Origin of the sequence: Micromonospora sp. DT48 (assembly GCF_049844495.1) — a bacterium.
Lineage (GTDB): Bacteria > Actinomycetota > Actinomycetes > Mycobacteriales > Micromonosporaceae > Micromonospora.
This window is the reverse complement of record NZ_JBNCLE010000016.1, coordinates 61,200-78,470: the sequence shown is the minus strand read 5'-3', so window position 1 is coordinate 78,470 and position 17,271 is coordinate 61,200. Positions and strand designations below refer to the sequence as shown.

Sequence of the window (17,271 nt, the reverse complement as noted above, 5' to 3'; positions counted from 1 at the left end):
CACCGGGCAATCCTTTCGTTCGCGACTGCGGGGCTCGCCGCTCTCCTCACCGGGCCTCCTCGGGGAGGTAGGTCAGCGTCACCCGGTCGGCGGCGGCGAGCGTCTCCGTCGCCACCTCGGCGATCTGCTCGGCGGTCACCGCGAGCCAGCCAGGTAGCCGCTCGGCGACGGTGGCCGGGTCACCGAACTGCGTGGCGTAGCGACTCAACGCGTCCGCCCGGCCGTCCACGGTGGACATCTGTCGCCACCACGCGGTGGTCAGCAGCGCCTTCGCGCGGTCCAGCTCGGCGGTGGTGACCGGCACGGTCGCCAGTTCGTCGACCACCTCGGCCAGCCCGGCCGCCAACTGCTCGGCGCTCACGCCCGGCCGGGCGGTGGCGGTGGCGATCAGCGGTGCGGGGGCGTGCGCCAGGTCCACCCCGTACGCCCCGACCAGGTCGGGCTGGGCGATCCGCTCGCCGTCGGCGAGCCGCTGGTAGAGCCGACTGCCCCGACCGCTGCCGAGCACGGTGGCCAGCACCGTCACCACGTCGTACCCGGGACTGCCGAACGGGTGGGTGCGGTGCGCGACGTACACCCGGGGTGCCGGAACGTCGGCGACCACCGTCTCCTCGGCGGGCACACCGGTGGCCGGCACGACGCGGCCGTCGGGTGCCGGCGGGATCTCCGGCCGGGGCGGGATGCCGCCGAAGTACTTCTCGGCCAGCGTGACCACCTCGTCCACCGTGGTGTCGCCGACCACCGTGAGTACCGCGTTGTTCGGCGCGTAGTAGGTCTGGTGGAACGCCTGAAAGGTGGCCAGGTCAGCGGCGTTCAGGTCGGCCATCGACCCGATGGTGGCGTGATGGTAGGGGTGACCGGGTGGATAGAGCAGCGGCAACAGCCGCAACCAGGCGTCGCCGTAGGGCACATTCTCGTAGCGCTGTCGCCGCTCGTTCTTGACCACGTCCCGCTGGTTGTCCAGGGTCTCCTGGGTCAGCGCCGGCACCAGCCCGCCCATCCGGTCGGCCTCCAGCCAGAGCGCCAGCTCAAGGTGCTCGGCCGGGACCGTCTCGAAGTAGTTGGTGCGGTCCGGGTTGGTGGTGGCGTTCAGCGAGCCGCCGGCACCTTGGACCAGCTTCATGTGCTCGGTCTTCGCGACGTGCGTCGAGCCCTCGAACATCAGATGTTCGAAGAGATGGGCGAAGCCGGTCTGTCCGGTCGGCTCGTGTCGGGAACCGACGTCGTACCAGAGGTTCACCGCGACCGCCGGGGCGGTGCGATCCTCGCTGACCACCACACGAAGGCCGTTGTCCAGTCGGGTCATCGAGATCGGCCAGGGGTAACCGCTGTCGGGCATGGCACGACGCTATCCGATCTCCCGCCCCGGCAGGCTCCGGGACGCTCGCACCGGCGAGCCGCGTCGCGGGCGCCCAACGGTGGCCGTACCCGCCGACGGCACCCGTCAGGCAGGCGGCATCGACGGTACGACCCTGGGTATGCGGAAGACATGAGGTTTCCCCGGTCGCAGCCCGCCGTCGTCGCCGAACGAGCGGCCCGCGCCCTGGCCCGGCTGCGACGCAGCCGGTTGCTGCACCCGGCCGGCCGGTCCTTCGCCGGTGAGGTCGTCGTCTGGGGTGAGTCCGGTCAGCCGACCGGTGTCCGGCTGCTCGACCGGCCGGGGCACTACCCGGCCGTGGTCCGCCTCTCCAAGGGAACACCCACCCCGGGCGGCTGGCCCGACGTGCTGGGCCTGGCCGTGCGGATACTCCGTCCGACCGGTCGCCCCTTCGACCTGCTGGTCAGCTCCAGCGCCGCCGCGCCGGGGCTACGCCACCTGCCGTTGCCCCGACGCCGCTTCGCCGGCACCTACAGCTCGATCATGTCCTACCGGGCCGGCCGGCGACGGCTGTGGTTGGCCGCGCTGGCCGACCCGGAGTCACCGGACCTGGGCCACGACCTGGCCGGGCTCTCCGCCGCGGTGACGGCGGAGCGCCCCGGGCTGGTCCTCGCGGTCGCCTCCGCGACGGGACCGTGGCGGCCGTTCGGGCGGGTCACCATCGGCGAGCAGCTCAGCGCGCGGGACGACGCCGCGCTCGCCTTCGACCCCGTCGGCAACCGCCCGGAGGAACTGCGGCTGGCCGGACCACTTGCCTGGCTGCGGCAACACACCTACCGGGGATCCCGGCGCGGTCGTGGCGTCCGGGCTCAGTCGGGCGGCTCGACGGGGTTGACAGTCTGATCCGAGGTACGCCGTTCCAGCACGGTGTCGGGGGCGGCGTTCTGGTCGGCCTCCCGGGCATCGGACTCGGCGAGGATCGCGTCGGCCTGCGCCTGCGCGTCGTCGCTGCCCGCGGCCGCCTCCTCGGGTAGCAGGTGTGCCCGGGACTCCACCCGCTCCTGGTCGCTTCGCTCGTCACTCATGCCGCTCCTCATACCCCGATGGCGTCTCCGGCACTCCGTGAGACTCCGGCGACGGGAGGGTGAGCGTTCGGGCACATTCAGGTACGCTTACCGGCGTGACGCGGTCGTATCGATGGTTTAGGCAGCCGGCTCGGCCGGTGACCTCACCATGATCTGACGTCACCGATTTCGAGCCGGCCGGGCAGGAGCTTTCGTTCCTGCCCTTTCGCGTACGAGCAGCCGGCTCGACCCGGGCACCGGCCCCGGGTGCGGTCGGCGGAAGGATGCCCACCGTGACGACCCCGGAGGACCACCGGGTCATCGACCAGCGGATCGACCGTGTCGTACCGCTGACCACCCCGGCCCTGCTGCACCACGAGTTGCCCCTGGACGACGCCCTGACCACGGCCGTGCTGACCGGCCGCCGGGCGGTCGGTCAGGTGCTCGACCGGGCCGACGACCGGCTGCTGGTGGTGGTCGGCCCGTGCTCGGTCCACGACCCCGCCGCCGCCCTCGACTACGCCCACCGGCTTCGGGCAGCGGCCGAGCGGGTGGCCGACGACCTGCTCGTCGTGATGCGGGTCTACTTCGAGAAGCCGCGTTCCACGGTGGGTTGGAAGGGCCTGATCAACGATCCTGGGCTGGACGGCTCCGGGGACGTCAACACGGGTCTGCGGCGGGCTCGGGCGCTGCTGCTCGACGTGCTGCGGCTCGGTCTCCCGGTGGGCTGCGAGTTCCTCGACCCGATCACCCCGCAGTACATCGCGGACACCGTCGCGTGGGGCGCGATCGGGGCACGGACGGTGGAGAGCCAGGTGCACCGCCAGCTCGCCTCCGGGCTGTCCATGCCGATCGGCATGAAGAACCGCCCGGACGGCAGCATCGCCACCGCTGTCGACGCGATCCGGGCCGCCGGGGTGCCGCACGTCTTCCCCGGCATCGACGTCTCCGGCACCCCGGCGATCATGCACACGCGCGGTAACGCGGACGGGCATCTGGTGCTGCGCGGTGGCGGCGGTCGGCCGAACTACGACGCGGCGTCGGTGGCCGGCGCGTTGGACCTGCTCCGCGCCGCCGGGTTGCCGGAGCGGCTGGTGGTGGACGCCAGTCACGCCAACAGCGGCAAGGACCACCGCAACCAGCCCGGGGTGGCCGCCGACGTCGCCGCGCAGATCGCCGCCGGCCAGCGGGGCATCGTGGGGATCATGCTGGAGAGCTTCCTGGTGCCCGGGCGCCAGGACCTCGACCCCACCCGCGAACTCACCTACGGTCAGTCGGTCACCGACGCCTGCATCGGCTGGGACACCACCGAGGAGGTGCTCACCGACCTGGCCACCGCCGTACGCGCCCGCCGGGCCGTCGCTCCCCTGGCCACCCCCACCTCCGCCTAGTCACGCCTGACCCGAGTCGACCGAGAGGTCGTCGCCACCGCAGAGCGCTCTGGGTGCGACGACCTCTCGGTCGCCCGCGAGGTGGCGGGAGGGTGGGTGTTTTGGGGGGTGGGAGGGGGGTAGGTCACGGAGGTGAACGACGACGTACCCGTGACCGAGGCACCCACGGTGCCCACGACGCAGGCCCAGCTGCCGGAGGCCACCCTGGCTGACGTGCCCGTGGTCGACACCGCCGCGCTCGATCCACCGACCACCGACCTGCCCGCGACGGCTATCGAGTTCGGTGACGAGGTGGAGATCGAGGAGGTGGACACCCGTCCGCTCGACGAACTGCTCGACGACCTCTACCACGGTCAGGAGCGGATCAGCCAGGTGGACATCTACCGCCGCGCGGTCGCCGCGGAACTGCCGGCGCAGTTGCTGTCCCGGCTCAACGCACTGCCGCAGGGCGAGTACGCGGTCGACGAGGTGACCGACCTGCTGGGTGGCTCGGCGGGCTGACCAGCCGGTCGATGCCGGTGACGAGGAGAGGGAAACACATGACGCAGCGCGAGGAAGATCAGCACCCCCGTACGCCCGCGCTCGGCCAGCCACCCGAGGGCCGCGACACCCTGCCCGAGCCCGACTTCGCCAACGAACATGACCGCACCGCCGTGGACCGGGACATCGTCACCGGCGAGGACGAGGAGGAGCGGGAGCCGGAGTCGCCGCGCGGCTGGTCCGGCATGCAGCGCTGACCACGGTACGTCGACGAGGCCGGCCCACAGGTGGGGTCGGCCTCGTCATCGCTTGTAACCGGTCAGTCCTCCTCCCTGCCACCACCCTCGGCCGCCTGTTGGGCCACCGCGTACCCCATTTGCAGGAAGTCGGAGGCCGCCACCGCGGTCAGCGCGGTGGCGACGAGACGGGTCAGTCGCGGCGCGAGCACCAGCCCGCCGGTGAGCCCGGTAGCCACCCACACGGCCAGGCAGAACGGGCAGCTGAGCAGCTCGCCGATGGCGTGGCGGGTGGGGCTGCCCGAGTCGCGTACCTGTTCCATCACCTCGCCGCTGCCGATGGGTCGGTCGTACCGGGTGAAGGGGGCCCGCAACGGGCTGGTCACCGCGTCCTTGGACAACAGGCGACTGAGCTTGTGGGTGGCGACGGCGAGCAGCACCACATCCGACGTGGTGGGTCGCTCGGGCACGGATCGACCTGTCACCTTCGCCAGGCCGGCGATCGCACCGGTCACGCCGGCGTAGGTGCCCATCGCCGCCAGGTAGCCGCCGAGTGGGCGGTGTTCGTGCGGCGCGTACGCCTTGCGTAGTCGCGCCACTTTCTGTCTCAGGTTGCTCACCCGGCCTCCTCGGGGGTCACGTTGGATGTCGCCGACGTCGACGGCGGATTCCGACCGGTCAGCCGGCCTGGAGGTTGTCGGCCACCGTGCGGGCGAGGCTGTGCAGCGCCTCGTCGGCGAGCCGGTCGATGTCCTCGCCACCGCCGCGGAGTTCGAGGCGGAGCCGGGAGCCGCCCGTGTCGACCGACTCGACCTGGAGATCGGCCGACCAGTCGGTGTCGCGGGCCGCCCAGCGGGCCCGCAGTCGCCCGGCGTCGTCCTCCCGGGCCGGGTCACCCGAGAGCAGTGGCTCGGGCAGCCAGGAGGAGATCCGGTTGGGGTCGGTGGCGGTGTTGAACACGACCTCCGGGGGCGCGGAGACCCCCCGCTCCGCGTACCCCATCACGCGTCCCGCAGCCGACTCGGGTCGACCTCACGCCCCGGGTGCCGGGCGAGGTACTCGGTCTCCAGCTCGGCGGTACGCCGCAGGTGGTTGGCGAGCGCCGAGTCGGTCGCGTGGCGGAGGGTGTCCAGGCGGGTGCGGTGCAGACTCTGCATCTCCCGGATGAGATCCTCCTCCCCCAGCTCCGCCGGGTCGATACCGAGCAGGTCGGCGTCCGACGCGGGGGCAGCCGTCCGATCGTCGCCCCACTCGGGGATCCGCTGCTCGGGGCTCACCTCCGTACCGCCGGCAGGAAATGGGTCCTGTGGTCCCGATGCCGTCATCTCGCCCCCTCATCCGTCGTGGGCTGGCGTCTGTACGGTTGCCCGCACCGGGTGTGGCCAAACCAGAAGGTGCTACGACACCGCGTCGGAGACCACGGCCGACCCCGGTACCCTCGGTGGCATGAAGCGGCTCTGGACCCCGGCGTGGATCGCACGCCACGTGGCCATGGTCGTGCTGGTGACCACCTTTCTCGGGCTCGGCTGGTGGCAGGTCAGCCGGGCCGCCGCGGGTAACGCCATCAGCTGGGGTTACGCCGTCGAATGGCCGATCTTCGCGGGTTTCGTGGTCTTCGTCTGGTGGCGTGAGGTACGCCATGCGCTACGGGCGGCCCCCGCCCCCGCACCGGGCGGAGAGGTGACCGCGCCGGCATCCGACGATCACCGCGCCGCGTCCGGCGAGGACGGTACGGAGCGCCCACGGGCCGGCATCCGACGTCCGGTACGGGTCACCCGGGTCTCCGACGGTCCGGGCGAGGACGATGCCGACCTCGCCGCCTACAACCGCTACCTGTCATGGTTGAACGCCAACCCGGGCGCGAAGCCCGGCGACTATCCCGGCTGAGCCGGCCCCGGAAGGACTGACGAGACGTGCGCGCTGCCCTCACCCGCTACCGAGTGATCGCCTGGGTCGTCGGCGTGGTGCTCATCCTGCTGGTCGTGATCGGCATGCCGCTGAAGTACGGCTTCGACAACCCGGTCGTGGTGGAGACCGTGGGCCAGGCACACGGCTTCCTCTACATGGTGTACCTGGTGGCCGCGTTCGACCTTTCCCGGCGGGCCGACTGGCCGCTCAAGCGGATGATCCTGGTGATGTTGGCCGGCACCGTGCCGTTCGTCTCCTTCTGGGCGGAGCGACGGGTGAGCGCGCTGGTCACCGCCGAGCAGCGGGAACGCGAGGCGGCGCCGGAACCGATCGCCGGGTAGTTGCGCGCGACGGCGATCGTCACCGTCGTGGTCGCCACGGTTCGGCACTGGCCAGCGGGTCCTCCCAGCCGCCGTAGCTGTTCATCTCACGGGCCCGGCGCAGGGCCCGGCTCACCTGCCCGAACTGGCGCTCGTCGTCGCTGCTGAACAGCAGCTCGTCGGCCCCCGCCCGGCGGCCCCACAGCTCGTACGCGGGCGGACGCCAGCGGTCGCCCGCCGCCGCGAGCAGCACCGGCACCAGGAAGACAGCCCCGAGCAGGAGGTACGCCCCGGCGGTGAGCCGTTGCAGCCCTCCGGTGAAGCCCAGTAGCAGTCCCACCCCACCGATCACCACCGTCGACACCAGCACGGCCCGAGTGGCCATCCGGTCGTGCGGCCCCCGGCTGCTGTGCAGATGGGTCAGCTCGGCAACGCGCCAACTGCTGCGGCCGACGGTGAACCGGTCGGCGGTGACGATGATCCCGGGCCGGGCGTAGAGCAGCCTCGGCGCTCTGCCGGTGTCTCGGGGGTTCCGGGGCGGTCGTATGTCTCGGGGGTTCCGGGGCGGTCGTACTGTCGCGCCATCAGGATTCACGACGCCTCCTCCCACGGCTGGTGGCACCGGGTCGGTTCCCGTCGGGCTGGGCGTGGACGCCGGTTGACGGGATTCCCGGCCGCGCGATTCATTGTGGGCCGTCGACGCCACTGCGGCTTGAACGTTTCCGATGGTCAGGGGCCTGTCCCGGCCTGCCCGGTGCCGGAGAGAGTGCGTCAAGTCCGGTTTGTCGGTCAAAACGCCCCGCCATCCGGCGTCATATGTCGAGAGCGACCAGTCCGACATATCGCTGATGCCGTGCTTATCCGGCCCAGCCGCTGCGGGTTGTGCCACAGCACCCCCATTGGTCTCGGCTTTCTCTGCGGATGACTCCCGTCCCGTACTAGGTTGGGCTGGTCGGCTCGGCCGGCCGCTGCCCACCCGGGCAGCACCGGGCCGTCGCCGTCGCGGAGCCTCAGCCGCCCGCGCCGGCCCCGGAGAGGAGCATTCGAGCTCTTGTCGTCCCTGACGCACACGCTGCGCGCCCTGACGGTCGCCGCCTGCGCACTGGCGCTACTCGTGCCGGCGACGATGGTCCGGGCCGAACCTTCACCCGCCGAACTGACCCGGCGGATCGAGAAGGCCTCCGTCGAGTTGGAACGCGTGGTGGAGGCCCACAACGAACTGCGGGAGAAGATCAAGGACAACCGCGCCGCCGTGAAGCGGTTGCAGGAGCGGCTCGGCCCGTTGGAGCAGCAGGCCGAGCAGAGCCGGGCGGATGTCGGCGAGCTGGCCGCGACGGCGTACAAGACCGGCAATCTCGGCACCGTCGACGCGCTGCTGCACGGTGATGACTCGACCTCGGTGCTGGACCGGCTCGGCACGCTGGACCACCTGACCCGGCAGCGGCAGGCCACCATCGCCAGTTTCAACGCCGACCAGCGGCGCCTGCTCGACGAGAAGACCCGGCTGGACGTGACGCTCAGCCAGCAGGCGGCGCAGTCGCGCGAGCTGTCCTCGGCGAAGAAGCGGATCGAACGCGATCTCGCCAAGCTCTACGAGATGCGCCGGCAGGCGTACGGGCGGGCGACCGAGCAGCCGACGAACCGACCCAACAGCGCGCAGGACGCCCCCGCCGTCTCCGGACAGGCCGGCGTCGCCGTCCGGTACGCCTACGGCGCGCTGGGCAAGCCGTACGCCTGGGGCCAGGACGGTCCGGGCAGTTACGACTGCTCCGGGCTGACCTCGGCGGCCTGGCGGGCGGCCGGTCGGTCCCTGCCGCACAACACCCGGCGGCAGTGGGGTGTGGTGGCGCACATCAGCCGCAGCGAGTTGCGCCCCGGCGACCTCGTCTTCTACCGCAGCCTCGGCCACGTGGCCATCTACGTCGGCGACGGGCAGGTCATCCACGCACCGACCTTCGGCCGCAACGTGGAGAAGCGATCCGTGGATCTCATGTCACCGTACGGATATGGGAGGGTGCGCTGAGTCGCGCCTCAGCGTGGGTCGCACCCGGCGACAGACAGGCAACGGCCGGCGTCCTTACCGGACGCCGGCCGTTGACCGTCAGTACTCAGGCCGCTTGCAGGCCCTCCGCGCGGGCCAGCTCCCGCAGCCGGCCCAGCGCCTGGATCTCCAGCTGCCGGATCCGCTCCCGGGACAGGGAGAACCGCGACGCCACCTCGGTCAGCGAGTGCTCCCGACCGTCCTCCAGCCCGTACCGGGCCCGCATGATGCCGGCCGAACGGTCGTCGAGGTGGTTGAGCAGCCCTTCGATCCGCTGCCGCTCCAACCCGGTGAGGACGATCTCCTCGGGCGACGGTGCGTCACTGTCGGCGACCAGGTCGCCCAGGTTGGTGTCACCGTCGTCACCGACCGGTGTGTCCAACGACACGGTGTCCTGCGACCAGCGAACCAGCTCGTTGACCCGCTCGACGGTCACCCCCAGGGCCGTGGCGATCTGCTCCGGCTCCGGGTCGCCGCCCAGCTCACGGGTGAGCTGCCGGGCCACGTTGCGCATCCGGTTGACGTCCTCCACCAGGTGCACCGGCAACCGCACGGTGCGCTCCTGCTGGGCGATCGCCCGGCTGATCGCCTGGCGGATCCACCACGTCGCATAGGTCGAGAACTTGTATCCACGCTCGTAGTCGAACTTCTCGACCGCCCGGACCAGGCCGGTGTTGCCCTCCTGGATGAGGTCCAGCATGGGCATGCCGGAACGGACGTAACGTCGGGCGATCGACACGACCAGTCGCAGGTTCGCCCTGATGAACAGGTCCTTGGCCCGCTCACCGTCGGCGATCAGCCGCTCCAGTTCCTCCCGGGTGACGCCCTCGGGGACGCGGTCCTCGCCGAGCAGGTGCTCGGCGTACAGCCCGGCCTCGATGGCCTTGGAGAGGTCGACCTCCATGGCGGCGTCAAGCAGCGGCGTCCGGGAGATCTCGTGCAGGTAGACTCCGACCAGGTCGCGCTCCTCGGCGACCTCGTCAGTACGCATTCCGATGTTCTTGTCCACGGTGCCCACGGTCCCCTCGCTCGCGCCGGTTGCCCGGTTCCTTGCCATCCCCACGCCCATCAGCTCCCCCGTAACCTCCGCTGTGCCCATCGGTGCTGGCATCTACACAACAGATGAGACGTGTCGGGGATTCCATGTCGTGGGTCGAAAGTGTCACGAATGCCTGATAATCCGCTGAGAACAGCGTCCACGTTTGCTGTCAGCACCCTGCCTGGCTGACGTCGGCGGGCACCCGTGAGGTCGACGGATCGACGGATCGCCGTCCGTCCCGGTCCATGGCAGCACTGCCTGGCCGACGGGTGCAGCGACCCAGGTCACCGCCGTGCTGCGATCCTGGTCACTGCCTGATACGCGTACGTGGACCGCTCGGTTCATCCACGCTGGTGGTATTACCCCACGCTCTGGTGAACAATCCGCACCCCGGATCTATGCCCGGCGTCGTCGGCGCGGCCTGCCGGTCCGTCACGTCCGCCAGCGGCGGGGCGGCCGGGACACCTCGATCACCGGTTCGGGTGGGCCCCGCACCCGTGGTCCGGTGTCCACCCGATGACGACGTCAACGTGGCAATCCGCTGGGCGTACGGCTTCGCCCCGTCACACCCGCCGTCGGCCGGAACCCACCCGGTGCGCGCGGACGGCTTCGACGCCCGTCTCCAGGGCCCTGCGGGCCCGGGTTCGGTGACGCGCGGCCACTCCGACGAAGAGACAGTCGACCACGGTGAGCTGCGCCAGTCGGCTGGCCGTCGCGCCGGAACGGTAGGTGGTCTCCCGCGCGGCGGTGGTGAGGACGTGGTCGGCGACCTCGGTGACCGGGGAGCGCGGGAAGTTGGTCAGCACCACGGTAGTGGCCCGCTGGGACCGGGCCTGCTCCAGCACCTCGACCACGTCGGAGGTGGTGCCGCTGTGCGACAGACCGATGGCCACGTCGCCACGGCCGAGCAGGGCCGCCGAGGTCAACGCGGTGTGCACGTCGGGGAAGTAGAAGGCGGTGCGGCCGATCCGGTGCAGCTTCTGCTGGAAGTCCGCGGCGACGAACCCACTCGCGCCGGCACCGTAGATGTCGACCCGGCCGGCACCGGCGATGGCGTCCACCACCTGCTCGCAGACCGCCGGGTCGAGCTGTTCGGCGGTCTCCTCCACGGCTCGTGCGTCGTTGAAGGCGACCGTCGCGATGATCTGGGCCAGGTTCGCGCCGGGCGGGATGTCGCCGCCGGCCACCCGTGCGTCCGGTGGCTCGACGCGCCGGGCGGCCTCGGCGGCGAGGCGGATCCGTAGCTGCGGGTACCCGCCCACCCCTACCGAGCGACAGAACCGGATCACGGTCGCCTCGGAGGTCTCGGCGGCGGCGGCGAGGTCCGTGATGGTGCGACGGGCAGCGTCGGCGGGGTTCGCGACCACCAGCCGGGCGACCCGCTGCTCGGCCGGCGACAACGCCGGAAGCAAGCCGCTGATGTGGACGATCAGCCCGCCGGGCTCGGGATTGTCGGGAACCTTCGGCCTCTTCGCCACCGTTGGACTTACTTTCATGAGTTCGAGGACGCCAATCATGGCGTACGCCGATGCCAGCCGGTCCAGCCTGCCATCGGCGGACCCGGGCCGCCTCCCCCACCGGGCCGGGTCCGTCGGGTCGGGTGGGGCTTGCGCACCCGCCGACCGGCCACCGCACTAACCTCGGTCCATGGCGAATCGCAGTGTGTTGGTGACCGGGGCCACTGGTGGTCTGGGTGGAGCGGTCAGTGCCGCGTTCGTGGCGGCGGGGTGGCGGGTGGTCGCCCCGCAACGCTGGCAACCACAGCCGGTGGGCAGTCCCGACGCCAACGCTCCAGTGCGGATCGTCGCGGACCTGACCGATCCGCAGGACGCCGCCCGGGTGGCCGAGGTGGCGGCCGGTGACCCCGAGGCGCCGCTGCGGGCGGTGGTCAACCTCGTCGGCGGGTACGCCAGCGGCGGGCTGGTGCACGAGACGCCGATCGACGAGTTCGACCGGATGCTCACCCTCAATCTCCGCCCGACCCACCTGGTCACCCGGGCCGCACTGCCGCATCTGGTGGCCGCCGGTGGAGGCGCGGTGGTCTGTGTCGCGGCCCGCGCGGCGGTCGCTCCCTTCCCTGGTGTCGCCGGCTACGTGACCGCCAAGGCCGCCGTGCTCGGTTTCGCCTCCGCCGTGGCCGTGGAGTACAAGGCAGCCGGGATCCGCTGCAACACGGTGCTGCCCAGCGTCATCGACACCCCGACGAACCGCGCCGCGATGCCGGACGCCGATCACTCCCGCTGGGTGGCTCCGGCCGAGATCGCCTCGGTGATCCGCTTCCTCGCGTCGGACGAGTCGGCACCCACCAGCGGCGCGGCCGTACCGGTCTACGGGCGGGCCTGAACCTGGATCAGTTCCATCGGCACGTCGCCCGTCGGCTCGTCTCCGTCCGCCAGCCAGGGGGCCAGGTGTCCACGGATCTGGCGGGCCGTCTCCTCGGCTGGGAGGTCCGCGTTGACCGGCACGAACGTCGGATACTCCGGCAGCGTGCGGTAGGCCAGGTCCGCGGCGGTCAGAAAGGCCAGGGTTTCGTGGTCGGTGCCCCGGCGCTCGATCCGTCGGTACGCCTCGATCGGCTCCACGATCAGCAGGAACGTCACCTGCGGTCGGGGGAAGACCCGGTAGGCAGCTCGGACCAACCGCTCCCAGCGGTGCCCACCGTGCGCGCGGAGGCTGGCGTACTGGCAGGCCGCGTAGCGGTCCATCACGACGATCCGGTCGGTGAACCGGCCGGCGAGCAGGGTCAGCGCGATGGCCAGCCAACGGAGCACGGATTCCACCAGGAGCATGCCGTGGCACCCGAGGAGCCCCTGGGCATCCGACCGGCCGAGTCGGTGCGCGGCCCGACCGAGCCAGCGCCGCCCACCGGCGTTGCGGTGATAGGTGGCCGGGTAGCCGGCCGCGGTGAGCGCCTCGGCCAGCCGGTACGCCTGGGTGGTCTTGCCTGAACCGTCGATACCGATCAGGGCTACGGTGCGGAGCCGCCCCCTGCCACCCGTCGAACGGGGCGCTCCCGTCGGTCTGACCACTTTGGAAAGGCTATCGGACCGGCGCACCTACGAACGAGCAATAAATCCTCTTTTGTCATTTTCATCCCGTTAGCCGCGTCGGGCAGGTGTGGCCGACCGGAATGCCGGGTACCGATCGGGGATCCCACCGGTGGCATCCGATCGAGTCGACAGGAGAGGCGAGATGGCCGAGCGCGACGACGAGACTCTCCTGCACACCCTCAAGAAGGTCGCCGCCGTACTCAAGCAGGCGGAGATCCCGTTCGCCCTGGGTGGCAGCTTCGCCGTCTACGCGCACGGCGGGCACTCCAGCGAACACGACGTCGACTTCCTGATCCGCGAGTCCGACGTGGAAGCCGCACTGGAAGCGCTGGTGAGCAGTGGTTTCACCGCCGAGCGGCCGCCGGAGGACTGGCTGGTCAAGGTTTACGACGGCGGCCGGATGGTGGACCTGATCCACCGCCCGATCGAGACGCCGGTGACCGAGGAGACCTTCGCCGACACGGTCGTGCGGCCGGTCGACGCCATCCACATGCCGGTGCTGTCGGCCACCCAACTGATGGTGCACAAGCTGCTGAGCTTCTCCCAGCACTACTGCGATTTCGCCCGCGGGCTGCCGCTGGCCCGCTCGTTACGGGAGCAGATCGACTGGGAACGGGTACGCAAGGAGACGCAGCACTCGCCGTACGCCGAGTCGTTCCTGGTGCTGCTGGACAGGCTGGACGTCGTGCCGTACGCCGACACCGCCGACGAGAGGGGGAGACAGTGACCGAGCACCGCGACTCCGGTGCCGGGCCGCCCGACGAGTACGTCGAGGCGGAGATCCACCGGCTGCTCACCGAGGATCCGTCCATCGCCGAACAGGGCATCACCGTGGTCCGCACCGAACGCGCCCTCGTGCTGCACGGCGAGGTGGCGAGCGAACACCGGCGGGAGGAGATCCTGCGTCGGGTCGCCGAACGCATCCCGGACGTGCCGATCACCAGTGACATCGGGGTGATCCGGGCGCAGGCACCCACGGAGATCGAGCAACTGCCCTGAGGAGGTTCGATGGTTATCCGGATCGCCGCTGTGGGGGACGTGCATCTGGACGAGGACGTGCTCGGTCGGTTCCGGCCGGCGCTGGAGGAGCTACCCGGCTCCGTCGACGCGCTGCTGCTCGCCGGTGACCTGACCCGGCACGGCACCGAGGCCGAGGCCCGCTGCGTGGCCCGGGAGTTCGGTGACCTGGGCGTACCCGTGATCGCCGTGCTGGGCAACCACGACCACCAGTGCGACCAGGTGCCGCAGGTGGTCGGCGCGCTGGAGGAGGCGGGCATCACCGTGCTGGAGGGCGACGGAGTGGTGCTGGACTGCCCCGCCGGCCGACTCGGCGTCGCCGGGGTGAAGGGTTTCGGTGGCGGCTTCGCCGGCCGGAGCGCCAGCGACTTCGGCGAGCCGGAGATGAAGGCGTTCGTACGCACCACGACCGAGAGCGCCGACCGGTTGGGCGAGGCACTTCGCTCGCTGGACTGCGACGTGCTGGTGGCACTCACCCACTACTCCCCGGTGCCGGACACCCTGGCCGGGGAACCGTTGGAGATCTACCCGTTCCTCGGCTGCTACCAGCTGGGGCAGGCGGTGGACTCAGCGCCGACCGCGCTCGCGCTGCACGGGCATGCCCATCACGGCTCGGAGCGCGGCATCACCCCGGGCGGGGTACGCGTCCGGAATGTGGCCCATCCGGTGATCAAGCAGGCGTACAGCGTCTTCCACCTCGGTGATCACCTTGATCCGGATGAGGTTTCCGGTGTCGCTGCCGGGGGTATTCAGCAACCATGGAGCTGATTCTCTGGATTCTCGCAGTCGTACTGGTGGTCGCCGGCATCCTCGCGCTGTTCCGCCGGCAGATCCTCTGGGGCATCGTCCTCATCGTCGTCGGGCTGCTCGTCGGCCCGGGTGGGGTCAGCATCTTCAATTGACGTCGCGGCGCAGTGCGTCGCTCACCGAACCCGCCGGGGTCGTCGTGTCCGGTACTCCGTCCTCCCGACAGGAGTCACCGGACGCGACGGCCCCGGCGTGCTGTCGTCGGTCGGCCACCACCCGATCGGGCCCCGTTCGCGAGGTTTGCCGACGCCGGTGAGTGGAGAACCACCGATCCATGGGGACAACCGCGGAGCAGACCCGACGCAACGGCACCCGCCAGTGGTGGGCGCTGGCCGGTTTCGCGCTGGCCGTAGTGGCCGTCGCCGTCATCGGCAACCTGGCCGGGGCAGGCGCGAGTGACCAGTACGCGAACATCGACCGGCCCTCGTGGTCGCCGCCTGGCTGGCTCTTCGGCCCGGTCTGGACCGTCCTGTACGTGATGATCGCGGTCGCCGCCTGGCTGGTCTGGCGGCGGGTGGGGTTCGGTGCCGCCCTCGGCGCGTGGGTGGTCCAGCTCGTGCTCAACGCCGCCTGGACGCCCCTTTTCTTCGCCGGTGACCGGTACGGGCTGGCGTTCGCCGAGATCATCCTGCTGTGGCTGGCGATCGGCGTGACAGTGCTGCTGTTCTCCCGGGCGAGCCGCCTGGCGGCGGCGTTGCTCCTGCCCTACTGGGCCTGGGTCACCTTCGCCTCGGCCCTCAACTTCGCGATCTGGCAGCTGAACAGCTGACCCGTCGGCCCACCGCCTGGTCCGCCGAGCGCGGACCGGGCGGTGGGCCCCGCCGCACCGTGAGCAGCGCATGATCCCGCTCGTCAGAGCGGTCGCCGCACCCACCCGGGGCGGCCCGTCGGGACCGTAATTCTTCCTGCCGCATGTCGTGGCCGAGAAAACATCCCCTGATAGACGGGGGTCTCTGCCGTCGATGTAAGCGGCTCCATGGGCGTTTCTCAGATTTCCGGATTGTTACTCGGTCGTGTCCGTCCAAGGGTGGACCGCGCGGGATGCAAGCGCTTACATGTGAAAACGCCCATCGGACCGGCACAAGGTCAACCGGAAGCAAATCCCGGCCTGCGCCGGACAGGAAGGAGGACGGCATGGCGGTCTCTGCCAGGCCACGCCAGGCCCTCGCGATCGTAGGCGCGATCGGACTGGCACTCAGCGCCACCGCTTGCGGCACCGGAAGCAGCAGCAACGGCGGCAGCAGCAACGCCGATTCCGCGGAGTGTGCCCCGTACGAGAAGTACCAGGGCCACGACGGCAAGACGGTCAACATTTACTCGTCGATTCGGGACATCGAGGCCGACCGCCTGGCGGAGTCCTGGAAGCAGTTCGAGGAATGCACCGGCATTAAGATCAACCACGAGGGCAGTGGCGAGTTCGAGGCCCAGCTCCCCGTGCGGGTCGACGGCGGCAACGCTCCCGACCTGGCCTTCATCCCGCAGCCCGGCCTGCTCGCCCGGTTCGCCGAACGCAACCAGCTGAAGCCGGCCAGCGACGAGACCAAGGCCATGGCCGAGCAGAACTACTCGCCCGACTGGCTGAAGTACAGCACCATCAACGGCACCTTCTACGGCGCGCCGCTCGGGTCGAACGTGAAGTCGTTCGTCTGGTACTCGCCGAAGATGTTCCAGGAGAAGGGTTGGACCGTTCCGACCACCTGGGACGACCTGATCAAGCTCAGCGACACCATCGCCGGGACCGACATCAAGCCGTGGTGTGCCGGTATCGAGTCCGGTGAGGCCACCGGCTGGCCGGCCACGGACTGGATCGAAGACCTGATGCTGCGGACGCAGACCCCCGAGGTCTACGACCAGTGGACCACGCACGAGATCCCCTTCAACGACCCCCGGGTCGCGGAGGCGGTGGACCGCGCGGGCACCATCCTGAAGAACGACAAGTACGTCAACGGCGGCTTCGGCGGGGTGCGCAGCATCGCCACCACCTCCTTCCAGGAGGCCGGCGTGCCGATCACGCAGGGCAAGTGCGCGCTGCACCGGCAGGCGTCGTTCTACGCCAACCAGTGGCCTGAGGGCACCCGGGTGGCCGAGGACGGCGACGTCTTCGCCTTCTACTTCCCGGCCATCGACCCGGCCAAGGGCAAGCCGGTGCTGGGTGGCGGCGAGTTCGTGACGGCCTTCACCGACCGTCCCGAGGTCCAGGCGGTGCAGACGTACCTCGCCTCCGGTGAGTACGCCAACAGCCGCGCGAAGATCGGCGACTGGGTGTCCGCGAACAACAAGGTCGACCTGGCCAACGTCGCCAACCCGATCGACAAGCTCTCCGTCGAGATCCTTCAGGACGAGAGCTCGGTCTTCCGGTTCGACGGTTCCGACCTGATGCCCGCCGCCGTCGGCGCCGGGACCTTCTGGAAGGGCATGGTCGACTGGATCAACGGGCGGGACACCGCCACCGTCCTCCAGGGCATCGAGAGCAGCTGGAAGTAGTTCCAGCGGTGGGCCGGTCCGCGGACGCGGACCCGCCCCCCCGCACTACCCAGGGCCCGGGGGGGGGTGATTAAAAACGACTTTTCCCAGCCCTCGCCCCAACAGATTATGCTGCT

General features: G+C 70.6%; 23 protein-coding genes. 14 read left to right on the top strand and 9 right to left on the bottom strand.

Features of this window, described 5'->3' with window-relative positions; all coding sequences use genetic code 11:
* Positions 1 to 46: 46 nt before the first annotated feature.
* Entirely contained in the window at positions 47 to 1,339 is a 1,293-nt protein-coding gene (locus ACLQ2S_RS19910) for a M16 family metallopeptidase (RefSeq protein ID WP_425702285.1), read from the bottom strand.
* Positions 1,340 to 1,489: 150 nt separating this feature from the next.
* Here ACLQ2S_RS19910 and ACLQ2S_RS19905 point away from each other — a divergent pair, with 150 nt between their 5' ends.
* Positions 1,490 to 2,221 carry a phosphodiesterase gene (locus ACLQ2S_RS19905; protein WP_425702284.1) on the top strand — a complete coding sequence of 244 codons (732 nt, stop codon included), beginning with the start codon at positions 1,490 to 1,492 and terminating at the stop codon, positions 2,219 to 2,221.
* On the opposite strand, the gene ACLQ2S_RS19900 is transcribed toward ACLQ2S_RS19905, so the two are convergent.
* Positions 2,188 to 2,403 carry a hypothetical protein gene (locus ACLQ2S_RS19900; RefSeq protein WP_155221112.1) on the bottom strand — a complete coding sequence of 72 codons (216 nt, stop codon included), beginning with the start codon at positions 2,401 to 2,403 and terminating at the stop codon, positions 2,188 to 2,190. The two genes, ACLQ2S_RS19905 and ACLQ2S_RS19900, sit on opposite strands and share 34 nt — an antisense overlap.
* Positions 2,404 to 2,666: 263 nt before the next feature.
* On the opposite strand from ACLQ2S_RS19900, the gene ACLQ2S_RS19895 reads away from it, so the two are divergent.
* The 3 genes from ACLQ2S_RS19895 to ACLQ2S_RS19885 all read left to right on the top strand — a co-directional run bounded on the left by ACLQ2S_RS19895 (position 2,667) and on the right by ACLQ2S_RS19885 (position 4,510).
* Positions 2,667 to 3,773 carry a 3-deoxy-7-phosphoheptulonate synthase gene (locus ACLQ2S_RS19895; protein WP_155221114.1) on the top strand — a complete coding sequence of 369 codons (1,107 nt, stop codon included), beginning with the start codon at positions 2,667 to 2,669 and terminating at the stop codon, positions 3,771 to 3,773.
* A gap of 219 nt (positions 3,774 to 3,992) precedes the next feature.
* A complete protein-coding gene (locus ACLQ2S_RS19890) occupies positions 3,993 to 4,274 on the top strand; it encodes a hypothetical protein (protein WP_375335369.1) in 282 nt (93 codons plus the stop codon).
* Positions 4,275 to 4,312: 38 nt separating this feature from the next.
* Positions 4,313 to 4,510 (top strand): hypothetical protein, encoded by a 198-nt coding sequence (locus tag ACLQ2S_RS19885; RefSeq protein ID WP_425702283.1) that lies wholly within the window; start codon positions 4,313 to 4,315, stop codon positions 4,508 to 4,510.
* Positions 4,511 to 4,572: 62 nt separating this feature from the next.
* Here the strand turns inward: ACLQ2S_RS19885 and ACLQ2S_RS19880 are convergent, their stop codons facing one another.
* From ACLQ2S_RS19880 to ACLQ2S_RS19870, 3 genes are read right to left on the bottom strand one after another with little or no spacing between them, the layout of a single operon-like run.
* A complete protein-coding gene (locus ACLQ2S_RS19880) occupies positions 4,573 to 5,109 on the bottom strand; it encodes a DUF1360 domain-containing protein (RefSeq protein WP_425702282.1) in 537 nt (178 codons plus the stop codon).
* 58 nt (positions 5,110 to 5,167) lie between these two features.
* Positions 5,168 to 5,491 (bottom strand): hypothetical protein, encoded by a 324-nt coding sequence (locus ACLQ2S_RS19875; RefSeq protein ID WP_155221118.1) that lies wholly within the window; start codon positions 5,489 to 5,491, stop codon positions 5,168 to 5,170.
* On the bottom strand, positions 5,491 to 5,814 hold the full coding sequence (locus tag ACLQ2S_RS19870) for a DUF6158 family protein (RefSeq protein WP_155221120.1): 324 nt from the start codon (positions 5,812 to 5,814) through the stop codon (positions 5,491 to 5,493). Before ACLQ2S_RS19870 ends, ACLQ2S_RS19875 begins: the two co-directional genes overlap by 1 nt.
* A gap of 121 nt (positions 5,815 to 5,935) precedes the next feature.
* Here ACLQ2S_RS19870 and ACLQ2S_RS19865 point away from each other — a divergent pair, with 121 nt between their 5' ends.
* Both ACLQ2S_RS19865 and ACLQ2S_RS19860 read left to right on the top strand, forming a co-directional pair.
* Positions 5,936 to 6,376, top strand: coding sequence for a hypothetical protein (locus ACLQ2S_RS19865; protein WP_155221122.1), 441 nt, complete (start codon positions 5,936 to 5,938; stop codon positions 6,374 to 6,376).
* A gap of 26 nt (positions 6,377 to 6,402) precedes the next feature.
* Complete coding sequence (locus ACLQ2S_RS19860; RefSeq protein ID WP_309223692.1) at positions 6,403 to 6,738, top strand: DUF3817 domain-containing protein; 336 nt, start codon at positions 6,403 to 6,405, stop codon at positions 6,736 to 6,738.
* Between the two features lie 19 nt (positions 6,739 to 6,757).
* On the opposite strand, the gene ACLQ2S_RS19855 is transcribed toward ACLQ2S_RS19860, so the two are convergent.
* Positions 6,758 to 7,312 carry a DUF6232 family protein gene (locus ACLQ2S_RS19855; protein ID WP_425702281.1) on the bottom strand — a complete coding sequence of 185 codons (555 nt, stop codon included), beginning with the start codon at positions 7,310 to 7,312 and terminating at the stop codon, positions 6,758 to 6,760.
* 456 nt (positions 7,313 to 7,768) lie between these two features.
* Between ACLQ2S_RS19855 and ACLQ2S_RS19850 the strand changes: the two genes are divergently transcribed.
* On the top strand, positions 7,769 to 8,740 hold the full coding sequence (locus ACLQ2S_RS19850) for an NlpC/P60 family protein (RefSeq protein WP_425702280.1): 972 nt from the start codon (positions 7,769 to 7,771) through the stop codon (positions 8,738 to 8,740).
* 85 nt (positions 8,741 to 8,825) lie between these two features.
* On the opposite strand, the gene ACLQ2S_RS19845 is transcribed toward ACLQ2S_RS19850, so the two are convergent.
* Positions 8,826 to 9,815 (bottom strand): sigma-70 family RNA polymerase sigma factor, encoded by a 990-nt coding sequence (locus tag ACLQ2S_RS19845; RefSeq protein WP_196222600.1) that lies wholly within the window; start codon positions 9,813 to 9,815, stop codon positions 8,826 to 8,828.
* 545 nt (positions 9,816 to 10,360) lie between these two features.
* Complete coding sequence (locus ACLQ2S_RS19840) at positions 10,361 to 11,275, bottom strand: MurR/RpiR family transcriptional regulator (protein WP_309223694.1); 915 nt, start codon at positions 11,273 to 11,275, stop codon at positions 10,361 to 10,363.
* A gap of 169 nt (positions 11,276 to 11,444) precedes the next feature.
* Between ACLQ2S_RS19840 and ACLQ2S_RS19835 the strand changes: the two genes are divergently transcribed.
* Entirely contained in the window at positions 11,445 to 12,140 is a 696-nt protein-coding gene (locus tag ACLQ2S_RS19835; protein WP_425702279.1) for an SDR family NAD(P)-dependent oxidoreductase, read from the top strand.
* Here ACLQ2S_RS19835 and ACLQ2S_RS19830 read toward each other — a convergent pair.
* A complete protein-coding gene (locus ACLQ2S_RS19830) occupies positions 12,125 to 12,826 on the bottom strand; it encodes a dTMP kinase (protein WP_425702278.1) in 702 nt (233 codons plus the stop codon). The two genes, ACLQ2S_RS19835 and ACLQ2S_RS19830, sit on opposite strands and share 16 nt — an antisense overlap.
* Before the next feature lie 130 nt (positions 12,827 to 12,956).
* Here ACLQ2S_RS19830 and ACLQ2S_RS19825 point away from each other — a divergent pair, with 130 nt between their 5' ends.
* The 6 genes from ACLQ2S_RS19825 (at position 12,957) to ACLQ2S_RS19800 (ending at position 17,155) form a co-directional block, all read left to right on the top strand.
* Complete coding sequence (locus ACLQ2S_RS19825; RefSeq protein WP_309223696.1) at positions 12,957 to 13,574, top strand: nucleotidyltransferase; 618 nt, start codon at positions 12,957 to 12,959, stop codon at positions 13,572 to 13,574.
* The gene (locus tag ACLQ2S_RS19820; protein ID WP_309223697.1) at positions 13,571 to 13,846 is read left to right on the top strand and encodes a hypothetical protein; all 276 of its coding nucleotides are present in this window, start codon (positions 13,571 to 13,573) and stop codon (positions 13,844 to 13,846) included. Before ACLQ2S_RS19825 ends, ACLQ2S_RS19820 begins: the two co-directional genes overlap by 4 nt.
* A 9-nt stretch (positions 13,847 to 13,855) precedes the next feature.
* Positions 13,856 to 14,632: a metallophosphoesterase family protein gene (locus tag ACLQ2S_RS19815; protein WP_155221131.1), complete on the top strand. Its 777-nt coding sequence runs from the start codon at positions 13,856 to 13,858 to the stop codon at positions 14,630 to 14,632.
* A complete protein-coding gene (locus ACLQ2S_RS19810; RefSeq protein WP_007464364.1) occupies positions 14,623 to 14,766 on the top strand; it encodes a GPGG-motif small membrane protein in 144 nt (47 codons plus the stop codon). The genes ACLQ2S_RS19815 and ACLQ2S_RS19810 overlap by 10 nt, the downstream gene beginning before the upstream one ends.
* Before the next feature lie 179 nt (positions 14,767 to 14,945).
* The gene (locus tag ACLQ2S_RS19805; RefSeq protein WP_155221133.1) at positions 14,946 to 15,440 is read left to right on the top strand and encodes a TspO/MBR family protein; all 495 of its coding nucleotides are present in this window, start codon (positions 14,946 to 14,948) and stop codon (positions 15,438 to 15,440) included.
* Positions 15,441 to 15,805: 365 nt separating this feature from the next.
* Entirely contained in the window at positions 15,806 to 17,155 is a 1,350-nt protein-coding gene (locus ACLQ2S_RS19800) for an ABC transporter substrate-binding protein (RefSeq protein ID WP_155221135.1), read from the top strand.
* Positions 17,156 to 17,271 lie beyond the last annotated feature (116 nt).